Annotated in this window: 16 protein-coding genes; 11 read left to right on the plus strand and 5 right to left on the minus strand. The window is 35.9% G+C overall.

The window, feature by feature from the left end; translation table 11 throughout:
* The first annotated feature begins 102 nt into the window (after positions 1–102).
* Positions 103–2,760, plus strand: a complete 2,658-nt coding sequence (adhE, locus tag H7A25_10825; GenBank protein MCP5500388.1) for a bifunctional acetaldehyde-CoA/alcohol dehydrogenase — start codon at positions 103–105, stop codon at positions 2,758–2,760.
* Positions 2,761–2,772: 12 nt separating this feature from the next.
* Positions 2,773–3,102: an STAS domain-containing protein gene (locus H7A25_10830; GenBank protein MCP5500389.1), complete on the plus strand. Its 330-nt coding sequence runs from the start codon at positions 2,773–2,775 to the stop codon at positions 3,100–3,102.
* Between the two features lie 40 nt (positions 3,103–3,142).
* Here H7A25_10830 and H7A25_10835 read toward each other — a convergent pair whose 3' ends face one another.
* A complete protein-coding gene (locus H7A25_10835; protein ID MCP5500390.1) occupies positions 3,143–4,477 on the minus strand; it encodes a C69 family dipeptidase in 1,335 nt (444 codons plus the stop codon).
* Positions 4,478–4,567: 90 nt separating this feature from the next.
* Here H7A25_10835 and H7A25_10840 point away from each other — a divergent pair, with 90 nt between their 5' ends.
* The 6 genes from H7A25_10840 to H7A25_10865 all read left to right on the plus strand — a co-directional run bounded on the left by H7A25_10840 (position 4,568) and on the right by H7A25_10865 (position 10,485).
* Positions 4,568–5,812, plus strand: a complete 1,245-nt coding sequence (locus H7A25_10840; GenBank protein ID MCP5500391.1) for an adenylate/guanylate cyclase domain-containing protein — start codon at positions 4,568–4,570, stop codon at positions 5,810–5,812.
* A gap of 27 nt (positions 5,813–5,839) precedes the next feature.
* Positions 5,840–6,736, plus strand: coding sequence for a hypothetical protein (locus H7A25_10845; GenBank protein ID MCP5500392.1), 897 nt, complete (start codon positions 5,840–5,842; stop codon positions 6,734–6,736).
* An 87-nt stretch (positions 6,737–6,823) separates the two neighbouring features.
* On the plus strand, positions 6,824–7,456 hold the full coding sequence (locus H7A25_10850; protein ID MCP5500393.1) for a hypothetical protein: 633 nt from the start codon (positions 6,824–6,826) through the stop codon (positions 7,454–7,456).
* 52 nt (positions 7,457–7,508) lie between these two features.
* Positions 7,509–8,345, plus strand: a complete 837-nt coding sequence (gene purU, locus H7A25_10855) for a formyltetrahydrofolate deformylase (GenBank protein MCP5500394.1) — start codon at positions 7,509–7,511, stop codon at positions 8,343–8,345.
* An 86-nt stretch (positions 8,346–8,431) separates the two neighbouring features.
* A complete protein-coding gene (locus H7A25_10860) occupies positions 8,432–9,457 on the plus strand; it encodes a membrane protease subunit, stomatin/prohibitin (GenBank protein ID MCP5500395.1) in 1,026 nt (341 codons plus the stop codon).
* 11 nt (positions 9,458–9,468) lie between these two features.
* The gene (locus H7A25_10865; protein ID MCP5500396.1) at positions 9,469–10,485 is read left to right on the plus strand and encodes a sugar kinase; all 1,017 of its coding nucleotides are present in this window, start codon (positions 9,469–9,471) and stop codon (positions 10,483–10,485) included.
* Here H7A25_10865 and H7A25_10870 read toward each other — a convergent pair.
* Positions 10,478–11,014: a YceI family protein gene (locus H7A25_10870; protein MCP5500397.1), complete on the minus strand. Its 537-nt coding sequence runs from the start codon at positions 11,012–11,014 to the stop codon at positions 10,478–10,480. The genes H7A25_10865 and H7A25_10870 overlap by 8 nt on opposite strands.
* 9 nt (positions 11,015–11,023) lie before the next feature.
* A complete protein-coding gene (locus tag H7A25_10875; protein ID MCP5500398.1) occupies positions 11,024–11,701 on the minus strand; it encodes a hypothetical protein in 678 nt (225 codons plus the stop codon).
* 176 nt (positions 11,702–11,877) lie between these two features.
* On the opposite strand from H7A25_10875, the gene H7A25_10880 reads away from it, so the two are divergent.
* The gene (locus H7A25_10880) at positions 11,878–13,311 is read left to right on the plus strand and encodes a hypothetical protein (GenBank protein ID MCP5500399.1); all 1,434 of its coding nucleotides are present in this window, start codon (positions 11,878–11,880) and stop codon (positions 13,309–13,311) included.
* 60 nt (positions 13,312–13,371) lie between these two features.
* Here H7A25_10880 and H7A25_10885 read toward each other — a convergent pair whose 3' ends face one another.
* Positions 13,372–14,085, minus strand: coding sequence for a hypothetical protein (locus tag H7A25_10885; protein ID MCP5500400.1), 714 nt, complete (start codon positions 14,083–14,085; stop codon positions 13,372–13,374).
* A gap of 98 nt (positions 14,086–14,183) precedes the next feature.
* On the minus strand, positions 14,184–15,950 hold the full coding sequence (locus H7A25_10890; protein ID MCP5500401.1) for a SpoIIE family protein phosphatase: 1,767 nt from the start codon (positions 15,948–15,950) through the stop codon (positions 14,184–14,186).
* Between the two features lie 193 nt (positions 15,951–16,143).
* On the opposite strand from H7A25_10890, the gene H7A25_10895 reads away from it, so the two are divergent.
* Positions 16,144–16,626 (plus strand): TlpA family protein disulfide reductase, encoded by a 483-nt coding sequence (locus H7A25_10895; protein ID MCP5500402.1) that lies wholly within the window; start codon positions 16,144–16,146, stop codon positions 16,624–16,626.
* 88 nt (positions 16,627–16,714) lie between these two features.
* Positions 16,715–18,067: a thiolase family protein gene (locus H7A25_10900; GenBank protein ID MCP5500403.1), complete on the plus strand. Its 1,353-nt coding sequence runs from the start codon at positions 16,715–16,717 to the stop codon at positions 18,065–18,067.
* Positions 18,068–18,135 lie beyond the last annotated feature (68 nt).

The raw sequence follows: 18,135 nt of genomic DNA on the forward strand, positions 1-18,135 counted from the left end.
TTCAGACCTATAATTTTCTAAAATAAACTCTTGTCTTTTAAACTCTATATTGCTTTTCTATTCTTGAGTACTTACTTTTTTAATAATACAAAGGGTGAATATATGTCCAGAGAAACTCAAGACAAGAAGCAAAGCGAAGAAAACACAGAAACGAAAAACCCAACCGAAAATAAAAAGCAGAGTGTAGAAGAAAGACATGCCTATCTGGACAAAATGGTAGAAAAGTCAAAAGAAGCCGCTGCACTTTTCCTGCAATACAGTCAGGATGAAGTTGATAAGATCACCAGAGAAATCGTACGTGCCGGGATTGCCAATGCTCATGAGCTGGCAGAAATGGCCGTAATGGAAACCGAAATGGGGATCATTGAAGATAAGATCATGAAAAATATGGTTTCAACAGAATTTGTTTGGGACTATATTAAGCATGAGAAAACCGTTGGTGTTTTAAAAGAATATCCAAAGCAAAATCTAATGGAAGTTGCTGAGCCTCATGGAGTTATTTTTTCCTTAACACCTGTTACAAACCCAACCTCCACCACCATGTTCAAATGTATCATGGCACTAAAAACACGTAATGTTCTCATTTTTTCAGCTCATAACAGAGCCGAGAAGTGTTCAGCCAGAGCGGCCCAAATTATGTATGAAGCAGCTCTTCGTGTAGGAGCTCCGGAAAATTGTATTCAGTGGATAGAAAAACCTTCTCTTGAAGATGTGGATTATCTTTTCCATCATACGGATGTGAAACTTATTGATGCAACCGGTGGAACCAGCATGGTAAAAGCAGCCTATGCTTCCGGAAAACCAGCCCTGGGCGTGGGAGCCGGAAATACTCCAGTTTATATTGAAAAAACCGGAGATGTAGAAATGGCTGTTGTAGATATCTTAACTTCCAAGTATTTCGATAATGGTGTTATCTGTGCATCAGAATCTACAATGATTGTTGATGCTGAGATTTATGACTTTGTTCTGGATAGATTCCGTCATTATGGTGCTCATATATGTAGTGATGAGCAAAGTAAACTTATCGAAACAAAAGTGTTCCATAAAGGAAATCCGAAGCCTTCTATGATAGGAAAACCGGCTGCCTATATAGCAGATAAATGTGGTTTTGAAGTTCCACCCGGAACAAAAATCCTGATTACCCCTATCAATGCTATTGGCAAAGAACATCCGTTGTCCAGTGAAAAACTCTTCCCGGTTCTAAGTATCTTTGAAGCAAAAAATACCCAGGAAGCCCTGAATGCCTGTCTCGATGTCAATTATCACGGTGGAACAGGACACACAGCTTCTGTTTTTTCTCAGAATGAAGCTGTTATTCGTGAATTTGCAGACAAGATAAATGCAGGAAGGATTGTGGTCAATTCTCCTTCTTCCATCGGCGCTCTCGGTGGGGTTTATAATGACCTTATCCCTACGTTTTCCTTCGGTTGCGGAACAGGCGGAGGAAATATCACCATGGATAACATTAATGTAAAACACTATTTGAACATCAAAAAAGTAGCTAAAAGGACTACCGCCAGCATGTGGTTTAGAGTTCCCAACGAAATTTATTTTAACCAACACAGCGTAGAAGCCCTGCGTACAATACGTTCCAATACAACTATCATCATCACAACTCCGGGTCATATTCAAAGGGGCCAGGTAGAAATGGTAAAAGCCCAGCTTCAGCAGGTTCAGGTTGTTCAGGTTTACACCGACACAGATCCGGAACCTCCATTTAGCCAGGTATTACGTGGTGTTGAAATGTTAAAGCGTTTCAAACCTGACACTGTTATTGCTCTTGGTGGTGGTTCAGTTCTGGATATTGCTAAAGCGATTCGATTCTTCTATGAGCACCCTGATTTCGATCACAGAGAACTAAATATAGCTTTCTTAGATCCAAGAAAACGTGTGGTAGAATTCCCTGAGGATAAACCCAAGGTGAAGTTAATCGCAATTCCAACAACTTCCGGTACTGGTTCTGAGGTAACACCTATAGCCGTTATCACCGATGATGCAACCCATACTAAAATTTCTATGGTTGACTATAGCCTCGTTCCGGACATGGCCATTGTAGATCCAAATTTTACAATTTCTACTCCGGCTGATGTAACAGCTGATACAGGTTTCGATGCCCTCACTCATGCAATTGAGGCTATGGTATCAAGTGTTAGCAACGATTTCACTGACGGCCTGGCTCTCCAAACAGTTATATCCGTCTTTAATCATTTAGAAAAATGTTATAAAAATGGAAATGACATGGAAGAAAGACAGAGACTCCATAATGCAGCTACTATGGCTGGTATGGCTATCTCCAACGCTTTCGTAGGGGTAAATCACTCCTTATCTCATGCTGTGGGAGCTACTTTTGGTGTAAGTCATGGTAGAGCAAACGCAATCTTCTTGCCTTATGTGATTCGTTACAATGCCAGCACTCCTACCAAATTCACTCCGAGTCCGAATGTAAAAACCTATAGAGCGGATAAAAAGTTTGCTTATATCGCCGACATGACAAGGCTATCCGGTACAGCTAAAACTGTAGAAGATAAGGTGGAAGCCCTGATTAAAGCGGTACGAGAACTTCAGAAAAAATGTGATATTCAGTCCAGCTTCGCCGAATACGGTATTAATGAGCAGGAATATATCTCAAAACTTCCGCAGATGATTAAAATTGCTATGATGGATCCTTCCGGAAGAAGTAACCCGAGAATGCCTATGATTGAAGAAATGAAAGATATTCTCCTGGAAGCCTACTATGGCGATAAAATGAAGAAGAAGTAAGAGGAAGAACGAATGCCTATATTTGGAACCAGACATACAGAAGAAGAAATCAAAGAAGGGGAATTTTTTATTCCCCAGGTGATGAATGCAGACTCTCTTGCTGAGATTTATAAGAAGTTAGATGCTCTACCTGCGGGAAGAGCAGCTGATATTCATCTTAACTTTGAAAAGTGTAAAAGGATTGAAGCTTCCGGGGTAAAAGCCCTGGTGGAATTGGACAAGAAAATTACCGAAGCCGGTAAGAAAATCTATATTTACAATGTTCAATCAACACCTTATAAAGCTTTAAAGCTAACCGGAAAATTCGAACACCTGACCTATCCACATCGTGGAGATAAGTAAAAACTATAATTTCCTGATCGGTAGAATTCTACCGATCAGTTTATTCCATTCCAACCTCTCGGTTTAAGCCTTTCCAATAGTGATGATAAATGGGGTGAAAACTTTTTGAAATAGAATTAGTTTCAAGATTTTGTATCCATTCATCCATCTTCTTTAAAGATAGATCCAGAGCTTCTTTAGAAAATGTTTCTCTTTCTGAAACAGAGGCATTTTCTAATTCCCTTACCTTTTTTACAAATAAATTTTCCAATTCTTTTATTTCCTTTATAATAGAAGGAGCCAGTGCTTTATAATTTCGAATCACTCTTCTATGAATTCTTTCTCCCTTCCACCATAAACTATCATCAACAGAGTTAGCAGGTTCTTTCCAGGAATCTTCTCCTTCAGTAAGAACTCTTGTTTTAAAAAAGAAAGGTTTGAAAATAGAAATGCAGGGAGATGCTGTACCGGTTAAAAAAATAATTGGATCTTTCCCTTTCCGTAATTCCACAACCATTGAAGCTGTAGTTTGACTGGGTGTATGAAAACCGCTTGCATGTAAGCAGAGAGAATTCATCTTAGAATTTGCCGGTTCAAATTCCTCTCCTTCCTTTTTATGGGAATGGGTTCGTAAAATAGAAAAAGCTTCTTGAATACCAAGTTTTCCTTTATATTCATCTCCCCTTGTTAGATTTAAAGCTCTACGATTTTTACACATTCCAAATGTAGTAAAAAAGAAATCAGAAAAAGAAGAAGCAAAAGGAAGTTTTCCATTTTGAAAGCCTTTTGATTTAGCAAATTCTTTCAAACCCTCATTACAGTATTCATAATCATCATTAATACTCAAACCATTGGATATGGCATAATAACCCTTGATCTTTTTTGCGACCCAGTGTTTACCAACTGTTTCTAATACAAAGCTTTCTTCCGGATCGGTTATAATAAAACTATTATGATAAAAGAAGTTCCTATCCCGATAACCACCACAGGCATCCTGTCCATACTTTTCTAAAAGAGTAGTGATACACTCCAATGCCATTTCCGCTGTTTTAGTACTTTGTAGTGCATAGCGGATCATATCCATTCCTGTGAGTCCATCATTTCTTTTCTCTAAGCCTACCTTTGTAAATACAGCTTCATTTCCTATCACGAGCCCGTATTCATTAACCCCCATTTCAGCCCCCCAGAGGTGGAAGGGTTTAGAAAGTAGAACTTCGTATGATTCTTTTGGAGCAGGTAAGGAGATAAAACTTAAGTTCCAGCTTTTTTCTTCCGGAAAAAAAGCCGGGATTCGAAGTATGGATTGAGCCTCATTGGGTTCTCTATCTGAATTCTTTCCAAAAATCCATCTTTCGTCTAATGTATAACCCGGTCCTGCTGTAAATGTATCACACATAGAAAATCTCTATAAAAAAAAATTATTGATTGAAGCTTACAGAGGAATATTCTATGCTTTCAAGTAATAATTTAATAAATATCTCTTCGCATGAAAAAAACAAAAAATAAACAATTCTACGAAAGAATCACAAAGATAGAAATTCCCAGGGCCATTCAAATTTTAAATTTTGAACGATTAAAAATATTTTCGGGAATTTTAAGTCTCATAGGAATCGTACTTATCCTGGTAGATTATCTTATGGGAATAGATTTAAAAAAAGAAGCATTTCTATATCTGCATGCAAGTCACTGGTATTTCTTCCTGGTCTGCATTATATTCTATCTTATCTGTAGAAAAATACGATTTAAAAGATATGGTAATATTCTACTGACGATTTTTTCCTTTTTCATGGCCTTTAATGGTTCTTTTGTAGCCGGTGTTCCCGATACACTTTTAGGTCGAGGAGTTATGGCTTATAATATCACTCTTCTTGCAATAGCTGCCATTACCTATATAGATCTTATCTCCTCTATTGCTTTATATATCTTTGCTTATAGTAGTTTCTTAAGTCTTTTACTTGTTTTCCAGGAAGATAAAAATATTCTTGCGGGTAATTTAATTAATAGTACAATTATTACTATTCTTGCGTTTCTTTATTCACAGGTAAATTTAAGGAATCGAAAAAGAGAGATCAATCAAAGTATTATTATTCGTGAACAAAGTAAAGAAATCGAAAACCTTTTAAACAATATTCTTCCGGAAAATATCGCTTCTGAAATAAGAAACAATGGTAAATCAGCTCCAAAATATATAGAAGATGCCTGTATAGGCTTTATAGATTTTGTATCTTTCAGTAAAATAGCCGCTACTGTAGAGCCTTCTTATATAGTAAATAAGTTAAATTCTTTTTTTACCGAATTTGATACAATTATCCAGTCTTACGGACTGGAAAAATTAAAAACGATTGGTGATGGATACATGTTTGCCGGTGGCTTATTTACAGAACAAAACCAGGAAAAAGAAATGGTAATGGCTTCACTGGATATACTAAGATATATACAAAGTATAGAAAAAATTAACCAGGAAAAGCATAAGTGGCAAATCCGAATAGGGATTCATTCCGGTCCTGTAGTAGCTGGAGTTATCGGAGATTGGCGTTTTATCTATGATGTTTGGGGAGATACAGTCAATGTGGCTTCTCGCCTCGAATCAGCATCAGAACCAAATAAAATTAATGTATCTAAAAAAGTATATCTTGAGCTTTTGAAAGACTTTGACTTTCATTATAGGGGTAGCCTGCCGGTAAAAAATATGGAACCCATTGAAATGTATTATCTCATTAACTCAAAATAGCATGAATGATAAATTTAAAGGAAATCTATGAAACAGGACATTTATTACACTCCTTCCGGGAAATTTCCTATTTACTTACCTCCTCTTTCTTTTGCTTTCGGAATAGTAATATCTGCTATTGGAGGATTTATATATAGTTACGCAATGTACTATATTCCCTTTTTGTATATTAATTTTATCTTTACTATTGCTCTCGGCATTCTACTTGGAATGGGAACCGGGTTTATAAATACATTATTAAAAAACAGAAATATAAAATTCAGCTTTCTTTCGGGTTTTATTACCGGTATCTTTGGAATTTATTTCTCCTGGGTATTCTATGTGAAAGCTTTTACAAAAGGAACTGTTTATACATTTCAACCGGAAGAACTTTTAGAAATTATACATGAATTTTCTAAAACTGGAACTTTCGAAATAAAAGGCCTGCGACCCACCGGCATTTTTCTTTATACTTTTTGGATAATTGAGTCTTTTTTAATCCTCGTATCTTCCCTGTTTATTCCCTATTTTACTACAATTAGTGCTCCGTTTTGTGAACATTGTAATATCTGGCTGGAAGGAGAAGACTATGTAGGTCCGCTTGAACACATAAAAAATAGTAATTTACTTAAAGAAGAAATAGAAACCAGAAACTATAATATTTTGAAAGAACTCAAAACTGTCTCTTCTAATACAAACCATTTTACAATAATAGAATTATTCTATTGTACCACCTGTGATCATTCCTACTTTACAACAATTAAGGATATTGAATATACCTATGATTCAAAAGGAAAAGAATCAAAACTGGAAACCAGTATATTAGAGAATGTGATAATTTCCCATAAAGTTTTTGAGGAATTAAAATCAGAAGTAAGACAAGCAAAAGAAATCTTAGATATGGAAAAAGAAAAATTGGATGAATTTGATGAGGATAGATGGTAGTTCGAATCCCTTTATGGCTACTATTTCATTAAAGTTTTTGATTTACAAAATAGGCTCAAAAGCTTTTCTGGTTGACAGAGGAAGTATATGAAGAAGAGAATACTATTTTTTTTATTTTTTTTGTCAATTTTTACAATTCATGCACAGCAGGAAGACGCAACCAAAACCTTACTCTCTCCCGATAAGTTTAAATATACAGAAGAAGCTGTGGAAGCCATCAAGTTTTTAGAAAGTTATCAGGACAAAATTTATTATGATAATAATGATAACTTAATCTTTGGATACGGACACCTTGTCACAGAAAAAGATTTTGCTGCTTTAAAAAATGATTTTGGCTATGAGTCCCAGGCAGGTGGTACAAAACAATTCATTCAACCCATCAATAAACTTACTTCGGATGAGAAAAGAAAGATCATCGAAGAATACCTCCGGAAAGATATGAATTATGTGATTGATAAACTAAAAAAGAATATAACAATTCCACTTGAGCAGTATAGAATTGATGCTCTTGTTATTTATCTTTTCTGGAGAGGGGCCAATGAGCAAAATCTTGATGTTTTCGAACTCTATGAATTAATTAATAAAAAAGATCACAATGCTGTGGCTGATTTCATCAAGAATCGACCCAAGAAGGATAAAACCTATCTTCCGGGAAATCGTAAGAGAAATGCACAGAATGCAAACTTATATTCAACCGGAGAATATCCCTACTGGTTTTAAACATTTCAGAAAACGATTGCCTCTTTTCAGGTAATCGTATAAGTTAGTTCTGATGAAAGATTTTATTCTCAGGGTAAAGTGCAGAGATGAGCTGGGACTTTTAAACCGCATCACTTCTGCTCTTTTATCCAGACAACTCAATATTGTTTCAAACTCCGAATTTGTAGATCCTATCCATAACCTTTTTTTCGTACGAACTGAGTTTACCGGAGATATAAATGAAAGCTCTCTTTTAAGTGAATTACGAGACAAGCTTCCGGAAAATGCTCTTATACAGCTTAATTCAAAGGAAAGAAAAAAGCTAATAATCCTTGTTACCAAAGAAAACCATTGCCTTGGAGATTTACTCATACGCTGGGATGGCGGAGATTTAAATGCAGATATTTTAGGAGTTATCTCCAATCATAATCAACTTCAGAACTTAAGTGAAAAGTTTGGATTACCTTTTCATTATATCACTCATGAAGAAAAAACACGAGAGATCCACGAAGCTGAAATAAGCTCCATAATTCAACAATATAACCCGGACTATATTATTCTTGCCAAATACATGAGGATTCTTACAGAATCTTTTGTTGATAAGTTCCCTGGAAAAATTATCAACATTCATCATTCATTTCTACCTGCTTTTATTGGTGCAAAACCCTATCAGCAAGCTTTTGACAGGGGGGTTAAAATTATCGGAGCTACCGCTCACTTTGTCACCAAACAACTCGATGATGGCCCTATTATTCATCAGGCAACTTCCTCGATAACACATCGAGATTCAGCTGAAGAAATGGCTAAACAGGGCCGAGATATAGAAAAGTTAGTCTTAGCCAAAGCAGTAAAACTTGTATTAGAGGATAGAGTTTTTATTTCAGGTAATAAAACTATCATCTTTGAATAAATTTCCTAATAATATCTGAATTTTAAAGAAAAGAGTAGAAATCTTTTTTTCTACTTTTATAATGACTATGTTAACAGAGGTATAATATGTTTGGAATTCGTTATATTAAGTTCAGTGCAATGAATTATGTTATCCATTATAAAAGTGGAAGAATCAAGAAAGAAGGAAAAGGACTCTCTTTTTTTTATTACGCTCCAAATTCCTCTATTATCTCAATTCCTCTGGGAAGTAATGATGTTCCTTTCATTTTTACTGAAATGACGAAAGACTTTCAAACGATAACGGTTCAGGGTATCATTGCTTTCCAGGTAGAAAAACCTCTTAAACTGGCTGAAAATCTTGACTTCACAGTCGATCAGGGAGGAAGCTATGAAAATGATAATATGGAAGTTCTTCATCAAAGATTGATTAATCAAGCTCAAACCGCTTCTGTCTCTTTTTATCATGGCATGGTTCTAAAAGAGGCTTTACGGAGTGCTCAACAACTGGAACAAAAACTAAATGATGATCTGGTCAACTCAAATATGATGGAGATGTTAGGAATTAAAATATTAGGAATTACGATTACCGAAATTCGCCCTTCTCCGGAAATGGGAAAAGCCCTCGAAGCAGAAACCAGAGAAGCCCTGCAACAGGATGCAGATGAAGCCATTTATAAACGTAGAAATTTTGCGGTAGAGCAAGAAAGAAAAATTCGGGAAAGTGAGTTAAACACCGAAATAGCCGTTGAGGAAAAGAAAAAGCAAATCACAGAAAAGAAAATGGAAGGAGAGATTTTAAAACAGGAGAATGAAAAAAAACTCCGAGTTATGAAAATGGAAGCGGATATCAGTATCGAAGAGCAAAAACAAAAGCTAATGGACTTAAAAGCTTCTAATGAGAAAAAAAATGCAGATATAAGAAATTATTCAGTGAAAGCTGAGTTAGAACCGTTTAAAAATTTGGACTGGAAAACCATTATGGCTATGCAATCATCCGGTAAAGATACAGGATTAAACATTGCCCTTGCGTTCCGAGAACTGGCAGAAAAATCAGAAAAAATTAACAATTTAAATATATCACCGGAGCTTCTGGATTCCTTAGCCAGGTGGGATTCAAAGACAAATAAATAGGGTTTTCTTTCTTGAAAGGTAATCAAACTGTAGTAATTGTTCGCCCAAAAACGGCTCTGGACGAAATAACAGCACGTTTTGGTGTGGCAAGACAGGCCGAATTTTACATGAAGCAAAATAAGGCAAATTTCTTTGGTAAACTTTCAGGCTCCATCACAAGTAAAAGAGAAGAATCCAGAAAGAAAATTGGTTCAGGTGAATTTCAAGATTTAAAAAAAGAAAAAGATAATATAACTCTTACTATCGAAGCCATTCAGGCTTCTCTTGATTCGGTTATAAAAACCAAGGTTATAGAAAGAGATTTCTTACCCTCTTATATGTTCTCAGATTCAGATATTGTGATTGTAGTGGGTCAGGATGGCCTCGTTGCCAATACTGCAAAGTATACAGCCGGTCTCCCTCTTATCGGGGTAAATCCGGATCCGGAACGTTATGATGGTGTACTTCTTCCGTTTCAATTAAGTACCTGTAAAAATGCAGTCTTGCAAGTGTTGGAAAACCGTCATCGTTTCCGAGAAGTAAGTATGGCACTGGTCGAAATGAATGATGGACAAACATTATATGGTTTTAATGATGTTTTCATAGGTCCAAGGTCCCATACTTCCGCCCGTTATAGTATTACATTCAGAGATAGTTCAGAAAATCACTCTTCCAGCGGAATTATTATATCTACCGGGGCCGGCTCTACAGGTTGGCTAAGTTCTATGTTCAATATGGCAAAAGGGATTTGTCAGGCATTTCCCGGTACGGGAAAAAATCATCTCTCTCTTGATTTTGACTGTCGTTTAAATTGGGATGCAGAAGAATTACGTTTTATTGTGCGAGAACCTTTTATTAGCCGAACCTCAGAAGCCAGCTTAATCGCAGGCTCCATTTTAAAAGGTGAAAAACTGATTTTAGAATCTAACATGTCCAATAATGGAGTCATATTTAGTGATGGAATTGATTCTGATTTCATTCAATTCAACTCGGGTTCTATCGCCACTATTTCTCTTGCTCCTCAAAAAGCCAAACTGGTGATTATTTAGATTTAAGGATAAATTTATAGTCTATCATAACTGTATCTTTGACTTTTATGAGAAGTAAGGAGGGAGCTTCTATAGAAAAGTCTTTTAAACTAAGCTCAAAAGAACCCTTCAAAATACTAGACTCACCATCCCGGCTATACTTTGCAATAGTAAAAACTTCTTTCTCTACATTCTTTATTTTTAATAAAGCCTTCAGCTTGTAAGTATCTCCGCTGGCTTCTACTTCTTTAAGATTCATGATTATTTGCTTATGTTTTGTATAATCAAGGGTTTCTAAAAGATGTGAATCACGATTGCTATTACCTGTACGCATTCCTTCTACGGGAACAATAATCATAAAGGGGAGTTCTGCTTGAAGAATATTATCTTTTTTAAATATTTTCCCTTTTATCTCTATTTTCTCACAATGACCTTTTACTGTTTTGAAAGCATGTGCAAAAGTGAAATAGATTTCCTTTTTCTCTACCGAAAGTTCCTGTGCACTAAGACCATACACTACAAATAAAAATAATAAAATTAGTTTCTTCATTCCGTTACCTTAAAAATAAAATACAAAAAAAGCCATACTCAGAGCTCCAAACCCGGCCCAGGCAGACTGCTGCATTCGTCTTGCTGCATCTGGTCCCTTTTCTTCAATTTGCTTACCGAGGTAAGGCATTGAAGCCATAGCAGCAAAATGCAGTACAGCTAAAAGCTTATGAGCAAAAATAGAATCAAAGCCTCCCTCAACCTTATCATTCAGTCTGGAAGGAGACGATAAAGACATAGCTGCTGTAAGCCCATAGAAAGCAAATGTGACTCCAGCTAAGCCCTTATGAACTCCTCCTCCACTTGCCTCCCATTCTCCTTTGTTCTTCAAATAAAGATAGAGTGGTAAATTTTCTGAAGGGTTTTGAAGTAAGAATAATGTGGCAGGTTTGGTAGCCGTGTTCTCTAGGTTATTCATCGCTTGTTCTCCTGCAATATTCGTAGCCAACCATAAGCCCCAGGTAGTAAAACCCAAAACCTGATGCCAGTCTAACATGCTTCTTCTTAACTTCATATTCTTTTCTTCTTCCTGATAATACTGAATTGAAAAAAGATTTTTGGGTCTTAAACTTTCTCCCATATACTGAAATGCAAAAGGAGTTTTCAAGAAATTAGGTGAATAAGGTTCGGCAGAAAGCTGAGTCAGGATACTAAAACACAGGTATATAAATAGCAGATAACGTATCATATAGATATTTTTTAATAGCAAGGACAGTTGTAAAACATTTTTTTATGCAGAGGCTAAAAGGAAAAGTATAGCGATAGCTAAGTACAAAAGAAATGTATACCCTAATTATCTAAATTCTAATAATTTTTTATTAATTCTGCTTATTTTTTCTTGGGAGATATATTTCAAAAAAATTTATGGACTTTTATAATAAGTTTTTTTCTTTAATCCTTATGAATGAAGAAAACTCAATTAAGAATTTTTTATATAATAGAACTCAGGAGATCAGTTCTGTTATAATTTTAGCCTGGTTGGTATTTTTATATATTTCTACCACGTGGCTTGTGTTAGGCTCATTAAGCGCAATTCACTTTCAAAACAGAGTATCTGATATAAAGTCCGGTGAGGATCAAACCCAGTCATATTCAGTAAATAAACTCCTCGACCTAACTGAAAAAAACTATATCAATAAAGAAACAAGAACCAAAATCGTTGAAAATTTTCTTAAACTTCATTCTCAATTTAATGAAATCGTTAATAAGGCTATTACCAATCCGGCTGCAAAAAGAGAAAAAAATGCAGATGTAATGATAAAATCTTCAGAAGAGATTTTAAAAGAGTTAACAAATTTCGCCACCATCTTTCAAGATTCATCTATTCAAATGGAGAAATCTTCTTCAGAATTTAAAAAATTTTCAACTACTCTAAATAATTCCTCTACAGTTACGGAAAGTCAAATTAAGGAAGTCATAAATAAGATAAACCAACTTTCCAAAGATTATAACGACTCCCTTGATAAGTTAAAAAACGAGTCTATTTCATCAAAAAATAAATCTACTTTCTTTACATCCTTAACTAATTTTGTAACGACGGTAAACAAGGTTTCAGAGGATGAAAAAGAAATCAATAAAGAAGTAGAAGAATTACGAAAGAAAATCAGTGAAAATCTGGAAGAGACTAATAAAATTTATAAAGAATTTCAACAATCAACTATAGATTCGGAAGATCTCACGGATGGACAAAAAGAACTTCTGGGAGAATTGACCTACCTTAGAGTTCTAAAGTTTAATTATCTCGCCATCATGCCGGCACAACTATTAACTTTAATTCTTACTCTTTCAATGGGTGCGCTGGGAAGTGTTATATTCATCACAAGAGAATTTTTTGGAGGAACCGAAAAGCGTCGGATAAGCTGGTATTTATTCAGACCTTTCTTAGGAATGGTTACAGCTATAGCCATTTTTGTTTTAGTTAAATCCGGCCAACTTGTAATTTCCGAATCAAAAGATGGATCAGCCGGAGCAGAAACATTGAATCCATTTTTTATTTCATTTTTAGCTATTATATCCGGTGTTTTATCCGAGCAAGCGTATGAAAAAATTCATAAGACAGGTGAATCTTTTCTTCAAACTAAAGATATTGAACCGGCACGGTGGGCCTTTCGTTTGAAAAAGCTAATGGAAGAGCAAAATAAAACTCGAGAAGAACTGGCGAAATTTGTGAAAACGGATGTAGCCGTTCTTGATAAATGGTTAGAAGAAAGTGAAGCCGTTCCTTATAAGGAACAAGAAATTATTTCTGCTTATCTTGCTACTCCCAGTCGGGAAATATTTAGTGATCAAAGTCCTTAAAAAAGTAAACCCTCATTAAAAAGCGAGCCATTAAGGGCTCGCTTACAAGCGTAAAAAGACTTACTTCAGATCTTCCAACCAACCAGACTCTTTTAACTCTTTTTGAGAAGCAGCTTCTTTAAATGCTTTTTTTGCATTATCATCATTGCTAATACTTTTTAAACTACCTACATAATTATAGCTTCCTTTCAGCATAGACATCCCTACAGAACTTTCCAGGGCACCGGGCTTAATTAAATTAGATATATGTTTTTGTAAAGCATCAGCATTTTCTAATTTTAAAGACATATCTACAGAAAGGTTTCCGGCAAAGGTAATTTTGTTAACCTCAACATCAATCAATGTTGATTTAGCAACTTCCTCGGAGAAAAATGTAATGTAGTCCGTTGGACCCGGAGTCACACTTACAGTAACTGTGCCGGACTTCCCTACCGAAGAACTTGAAGAAGATGATGGCCCCATAGCTTGCACAGAATAAAAAGCTGCAACCGCTACATACTTTCCGGGTTTTGCATTAAATAGATATTGCCTGTCATTGGCTGAATAGTTAGAAGCTACGACTTCAGTAGATTCAAGTAATTTGGAAGGATCGTTCACTTTTAAAAAATAAACAATACTCGGAGACTTTCCACCACCGAGAGCAAGTGGAGCATAAAGACTTACAGAAATAGCTCCGGCTCCTAACTCTTTACCAACTTTTACCGGAGGAGGCGGGGTAGCACAGGACATTAAAAGTGACGCAAAAACCAAAAAAACAAATATTTTTATTCTCATTTTTACTCCTAATTTTTTACACTATTCATTACTATCTAAAAAACTTGCAAATAAAAATCATAAGATAGTTTCTTTTTCTAAAAAGTATAATGAGAGAATTAGAATATTTCAATTCTTAGAATAGACAGATCATCAATCAATCTGCCCTTAGTTTTTAAATTGTTATAAATATTATCTAAATTTCCTTCAGCATTTTCAATACATTGCCAGAATAAAGTTTCATCTTCATTTATATTCTTCGAGCCATCTCTTCCTGATAATTCAATATCATCCTTTCCATCACTTCCAATAAACAGGATATCTCCAATTAAGAGCTTTGATTGACGAACCAAAATCTTTTCGAGAGGTAAAGTTCCCAGTTTCATATAGTGAGTTCTATTATCAAAGAAAGAAACTTTACGATCTCTATATAAAATAGGTGCCGGATGTTCACAATTGCTATACAACATTTTCTTTCCTGCTTCTTCAATAAGGCCTATAAAACAGGAAACCTGCATAAGCCCTCCAAATGTTAAAAATATATTATTTATTTCTAATATTATATTTTCCAACCATTTCTTAGGCTCTATTTGTTCTGTAGAACTTGCTGTCTTTAATTCCCATAAGGCATTTAAGATAACAGTTCCTAAAACAATGGCTCCGCTTGCACCCTGCATAGACTTTCCCATTGCGTCTGCATTAAGAAAGAAAATATAGTTTTCTTGTTTTGAAGGAAACTTTAGAGTATCCGTGTAGCAAAAATCCCCTCCTATCTGTTCATGATGATCTCTAAATTTAAACTGTTTAAATTGCTTGATTAGAAAATCAGTTTTAATTATTTCTGAATGGTTATTATTTTCCATCATAGGATTCAAGATTAAAGAAGTCAGAAAATAATCACCATCCTGTAACTCTTTTAAATGCGTAATTCGAAAAAGAGATTCACGAATTTCGCTTGTTTGTTCTCTTACCTTTGACTCCAAACTATCATTGATTTCTTTTATTTTTTCCTCCACCTTTCTTCTTTCACTTGCCTCTATCGCTCTTGAAACGAAATCTGCGAGGGAGCCGGCGAAATTAATTTCTTCTACTGTCCATTTTTTATATTTTCCAACAGTCTCGTTACAGATAACACCGATCATTTTTCCTTCAATTCGAATAGGTGCATCCAACATAGATTTAATATTAAAAGGTTTTAAATAAACTTCGGAGAACTCATACGTATTCGGATCTGTATAAGCATTATTCGCCCCCAGGGCCCTCTCTTCATACAGGTAACGAAAATAAGCCGGAAAATCCTTTGCGGTCAACTCATAGCCGGAAGAATGGGATTTCTCTAATTTATTATAGAGATTCATGGCTCGAATCTTACTATTATCTTCCGTAAAAAACCAGACACCTGACCTTTCACAATCCAGGGCTCTTGTGGCCGCTTCCGTTATTTCTCTAACAGCTTCCTCCAAATTGCCACTATCTATCACAGAACTCCTGGTAAGCTCAAGCAAAATATTGTTTTGCCTTCTTAAAATAAGTTCTTTATCTATGTCTCCTTCATAAGGGTACACCCTGGATAAATATGCTGTATAATTTTTAAATCGTATAAAGTGGGTGGACACTTCTGTTTCTAAAAGAAATTCTTCCTGGTGGAAAAACTTTCTATAGTTTTTGGAATATTCGCCTGATTTCTGTAAGTCTTTAAGATATTCCAATTCTTCCAGAAAAGCTTCTTCTGAACATATTTCAGATTGTAAAGATGGAATGTTTTGCAGGTTTAAAAATGAGAGAAACCCTGGATTTGCATAAATAATTTTCCCTGTAGGTATCCAGATTAAAATCTTTTCATAGCTATTAAAAAAGATATCATCCAATATTTGTTCAATTTTCATATTTATAATGTATGTTGGAATATCCTTCCGTCTTGTGGAAACAAACCACTATTGTAATTTCATAATATTGAAGCAAGTAATAATACAATAATTGCTAAAATTCGAGTTAGTCTTTCTCGAAGGGTAATTTAATTTGTCTTAAGGGCTAAGGAAAAAAGCTGGTAAGACATTCCGTATCTCATTTCATAGAATTATGACCCGTATAAGCTCACTCTTCTTACTCTTCTTCATTTCCTGCTCCCCTCCTCCCAAAAAAGAAATTCCTTTATATCTAAATGTCGAACTAAAAAGCCTGGATGGAAAAATCTACAAAATAGGAGATTTGAAACGACCTCTTGTTCTGGATTTCTGGGCCAGTTGGTGCGAACCCTGTAAAGATGCTGTTCCAATTGTTAATCGTCTTTATAAAGAACTGGATCCTAAAAAAATTACCTTCTACGGAATAAATACAGATAGTCCTGATAAAGCTCGAATAGAAAAAGCTATACAAGAATTTGGAATTTTATACCCAAGCCTTTTAGACCCGGAACTAAAACTGGTAAAAAGTCTGGAGGTTATAGGACAACCCGGCATTATTATACTAAACAAGGAAGGCGAAATCTACTTCTCTCATTATGGCCTAAAACCTAAAGATTATACCCTGCTTTTAGGTAAGCTGAGAAAAATCATGGAATAGGATATGTGTATCTACACATATTTGATATTGACTGATAGGAAAGATTCAGAGTAATGTCAAGAAAAACCAATAATAGAGGGTATATAGAATGAAATTTACCACGGTAGACGGCGAAAGAATCGTTTTCGCATCCGGCCTGAGAACTCCGGTAGGACAGGCAGGAAAATCCCTTTCCAACATGTCATCCACTGATTTAGGTTATCTGGTTACTGAAGAAATTTTTAAAAGAAGCGGTATATCCAAGGAAGAAGTGGACGGAGTTGTAGCAGGTGAAATTAGCCAGAGCTATAGAGCTCCTAACGTGGCAAGGGTAATTGCAGTTAAAGCTAATCTTCCTTTGAAATCCAGCGCCATCACCGTTGCAAATAACTGTGTATCCGGAACAGAAGCTTTATTGGATGCTGCCAGAAGAGTGATGATTGGTGAAGGAAAGCTTTATTTAGCACTGGGAATGGAAACCATGTCTCAGGGTCCATTCACTCTGGAAAACGCTAAAAATAATTCAAAACTGGCAACAGTAGATAAAATTAAAAAAAGTTGGGCCAATGTACTGGAAATGGGTGTAGAGGTAATCGATCCGGTTGACCAGGGACTCATTGACCCTATTCGCAATATCAACATGGCTGAGACCGGTGAAATTGCTGCCCAAAATTACAAACTTACTAAAAAAGATCTGGATACTTACGCTTATAACTCCTATAAAAAAGCTTACGATGCTATCGTTGCCGGGAAATATAGACCTTACCAGGTAGCAGTTCCTTTAGAAGATGGAACCAAACTGGAAGATGATGAGTATATCATGTCTAAAACCGGAATGGTAGAAAACCCGGGTCGTTTCGATAAAGCCGGAGTACTTTTCGATAACAAATATATCAGTCTCAAGCAATTCTATGAAAACAATAAAAACTGGATTCGCTACCCTTACAAAGAAGGTGAATCTCAGGCAGCTGTTACCCTCTTCAACGCCTGCCCACGTTCCGACGGAGCCGGTGCTGTATTTGTAACTACAGAAAGTAATGCAAAACGTCTCGGTCTGAAAATCCAGGCTGTCCTGAAAGGCTGGGGAATGTATGGAGTAGACCCGGCTCACATGGGAATCGGTATGGCTCATGCTATGAAAGCTGCTGTAGATAATGCCGGAATCAAGTTTGAAGATGTAGACAACTTTGAAATTCATGAAGCCTTTGCTGCTACTGCTATGGGCTCTTTCCGTGAAGTAAAAGAATCTTATGGTTTCGACTTAGAAGCTGCCAATGCTGCCGGAAAAGTAAACCCACACGGCGGAACCCTGGCAATGGGTCACCCACTCGGAGCTACCGGAATTCGTGTTCTTCTAAACCAGATAATGGCTTTTGATAACTTCCCTGAAGTCAAAACCTCTCTGAATGCTATTTGTGCAGGTGGTGGAGTTGCTGGTTCTATTCTTTTAGAAAGACCGTAATCGAAGTAATAAAACTACTTTTCTTAGAAAAGCAGCGTTCAGGCGCTGCTTTTTTTATTTCCAAATCT

Source organism: Leptospiraceae bacterium (genome assembly GCA_024233835.1).
GTDB lineage: Bacteria > Spirochaetota > Leptospiria > Leptospirales > Leptospiraceae > JACKPC01.

Bases quoted from the DNA above. Each gene is read 5' to 3' on its own strand.
- adhE (MCP5500388.1), top strand. From the start codon at position 103: ATGTCCAGAGAAACTCAAGACAAGAAGCAAAGCGAAGAAAACACAGAA.
- H7A25_10830 (MCP5500389.1), top strand. From the start codon at position 2,773: ATGCCTATATTTGGAACCAGACATACAGAAGAAGAAATCAAAGAAGGG.
- H7A25_10835 (MCP5500390.1), bottom strand. From the start codon at position 4,477: ATGTGTGATACATTTACAGCAGGACCGGGTTATACATTAGACGAAAGA.
- H7A25_10840 (MCP5500391.1), top strand. From the start codon at position 4,568: ATGAAAAAAACAAAAAATAAACAATTCTACGAAAGAATCACAAAGATA.
- H7A25_10845 (MCP5500392.1), top strand. From the start codon at position 5,840: ATGAAACAGGACATTTATTACACTCCTTCCGGGAAATTTCCTATTTAC.
- H7A25_10850 (MCP5500393.1), top strand. From the start codon at position 6,824: ATGAAGAAGAGAATACTATTTTTTTTATTTTTTTTGTCAATTTTTACA.
- purU (MCP5500394.1), top strand. From the start codon at position 7,509: ATGAAAGATTTTATTCTCAGGGTAAAGTGCAGAGATGAGCTGGGACTT.
- H7A25_10860 (MCP5500395.1), top strand. From the start codon at position 8,432: ATGTTTGGAATTCGTTATATTAAGTTCAGTGCAATGAATTATGTTATC.
- H7A25_10870 (MCP5500397.1), bottom strand. From the start codon at position 11,014: ATGAAGAAACTAATTTTATTATTTTTATTTGTAGTGTATGGTCTTAGT.
- H7A25_10875 (MCP5500398.1), bottom strand. From the start codon at position 11,701: ATGATACGTTATCTGCTATTTATATACCTGTGTTTTAGTATCCTGACT.
- H7A25_10880 (MCP5500399.1), top strand. From the start codon at position 11,878: ATGGACTTTTATAATAAGTTTTTTTCTTTAATCCTTATGAATGAAGAA.
- H7A25_10885 (MCP5500400.1), bottom strand. From the start codon at position 14,085: ATGAGAATAAAAATATTTGTTTTTTTGGTTTTTGCGTCACTTTTAATG.
- H7A25_10890 (MCP5500401.1), bottom strand. From the start codon at position 15,950: ATGAAAATTGAACAAATATTGGATGATATCTTTTTTAATAGCTATGAA.
- H7A25_10895 (MCP5500402.1), top strand. From the start codon at position 16,144: ATGACCCGTATAAGCTCACTCTTCTTACTCTTCTTCATTTCCTGCTCC.
- H7A25_10900 (MCP5500403.1), top strand. From the start codon at position 16,715: ATGAAATTTACCACGGTAGACGGCGAAAGAATCGTTTTCGCATCCGGC.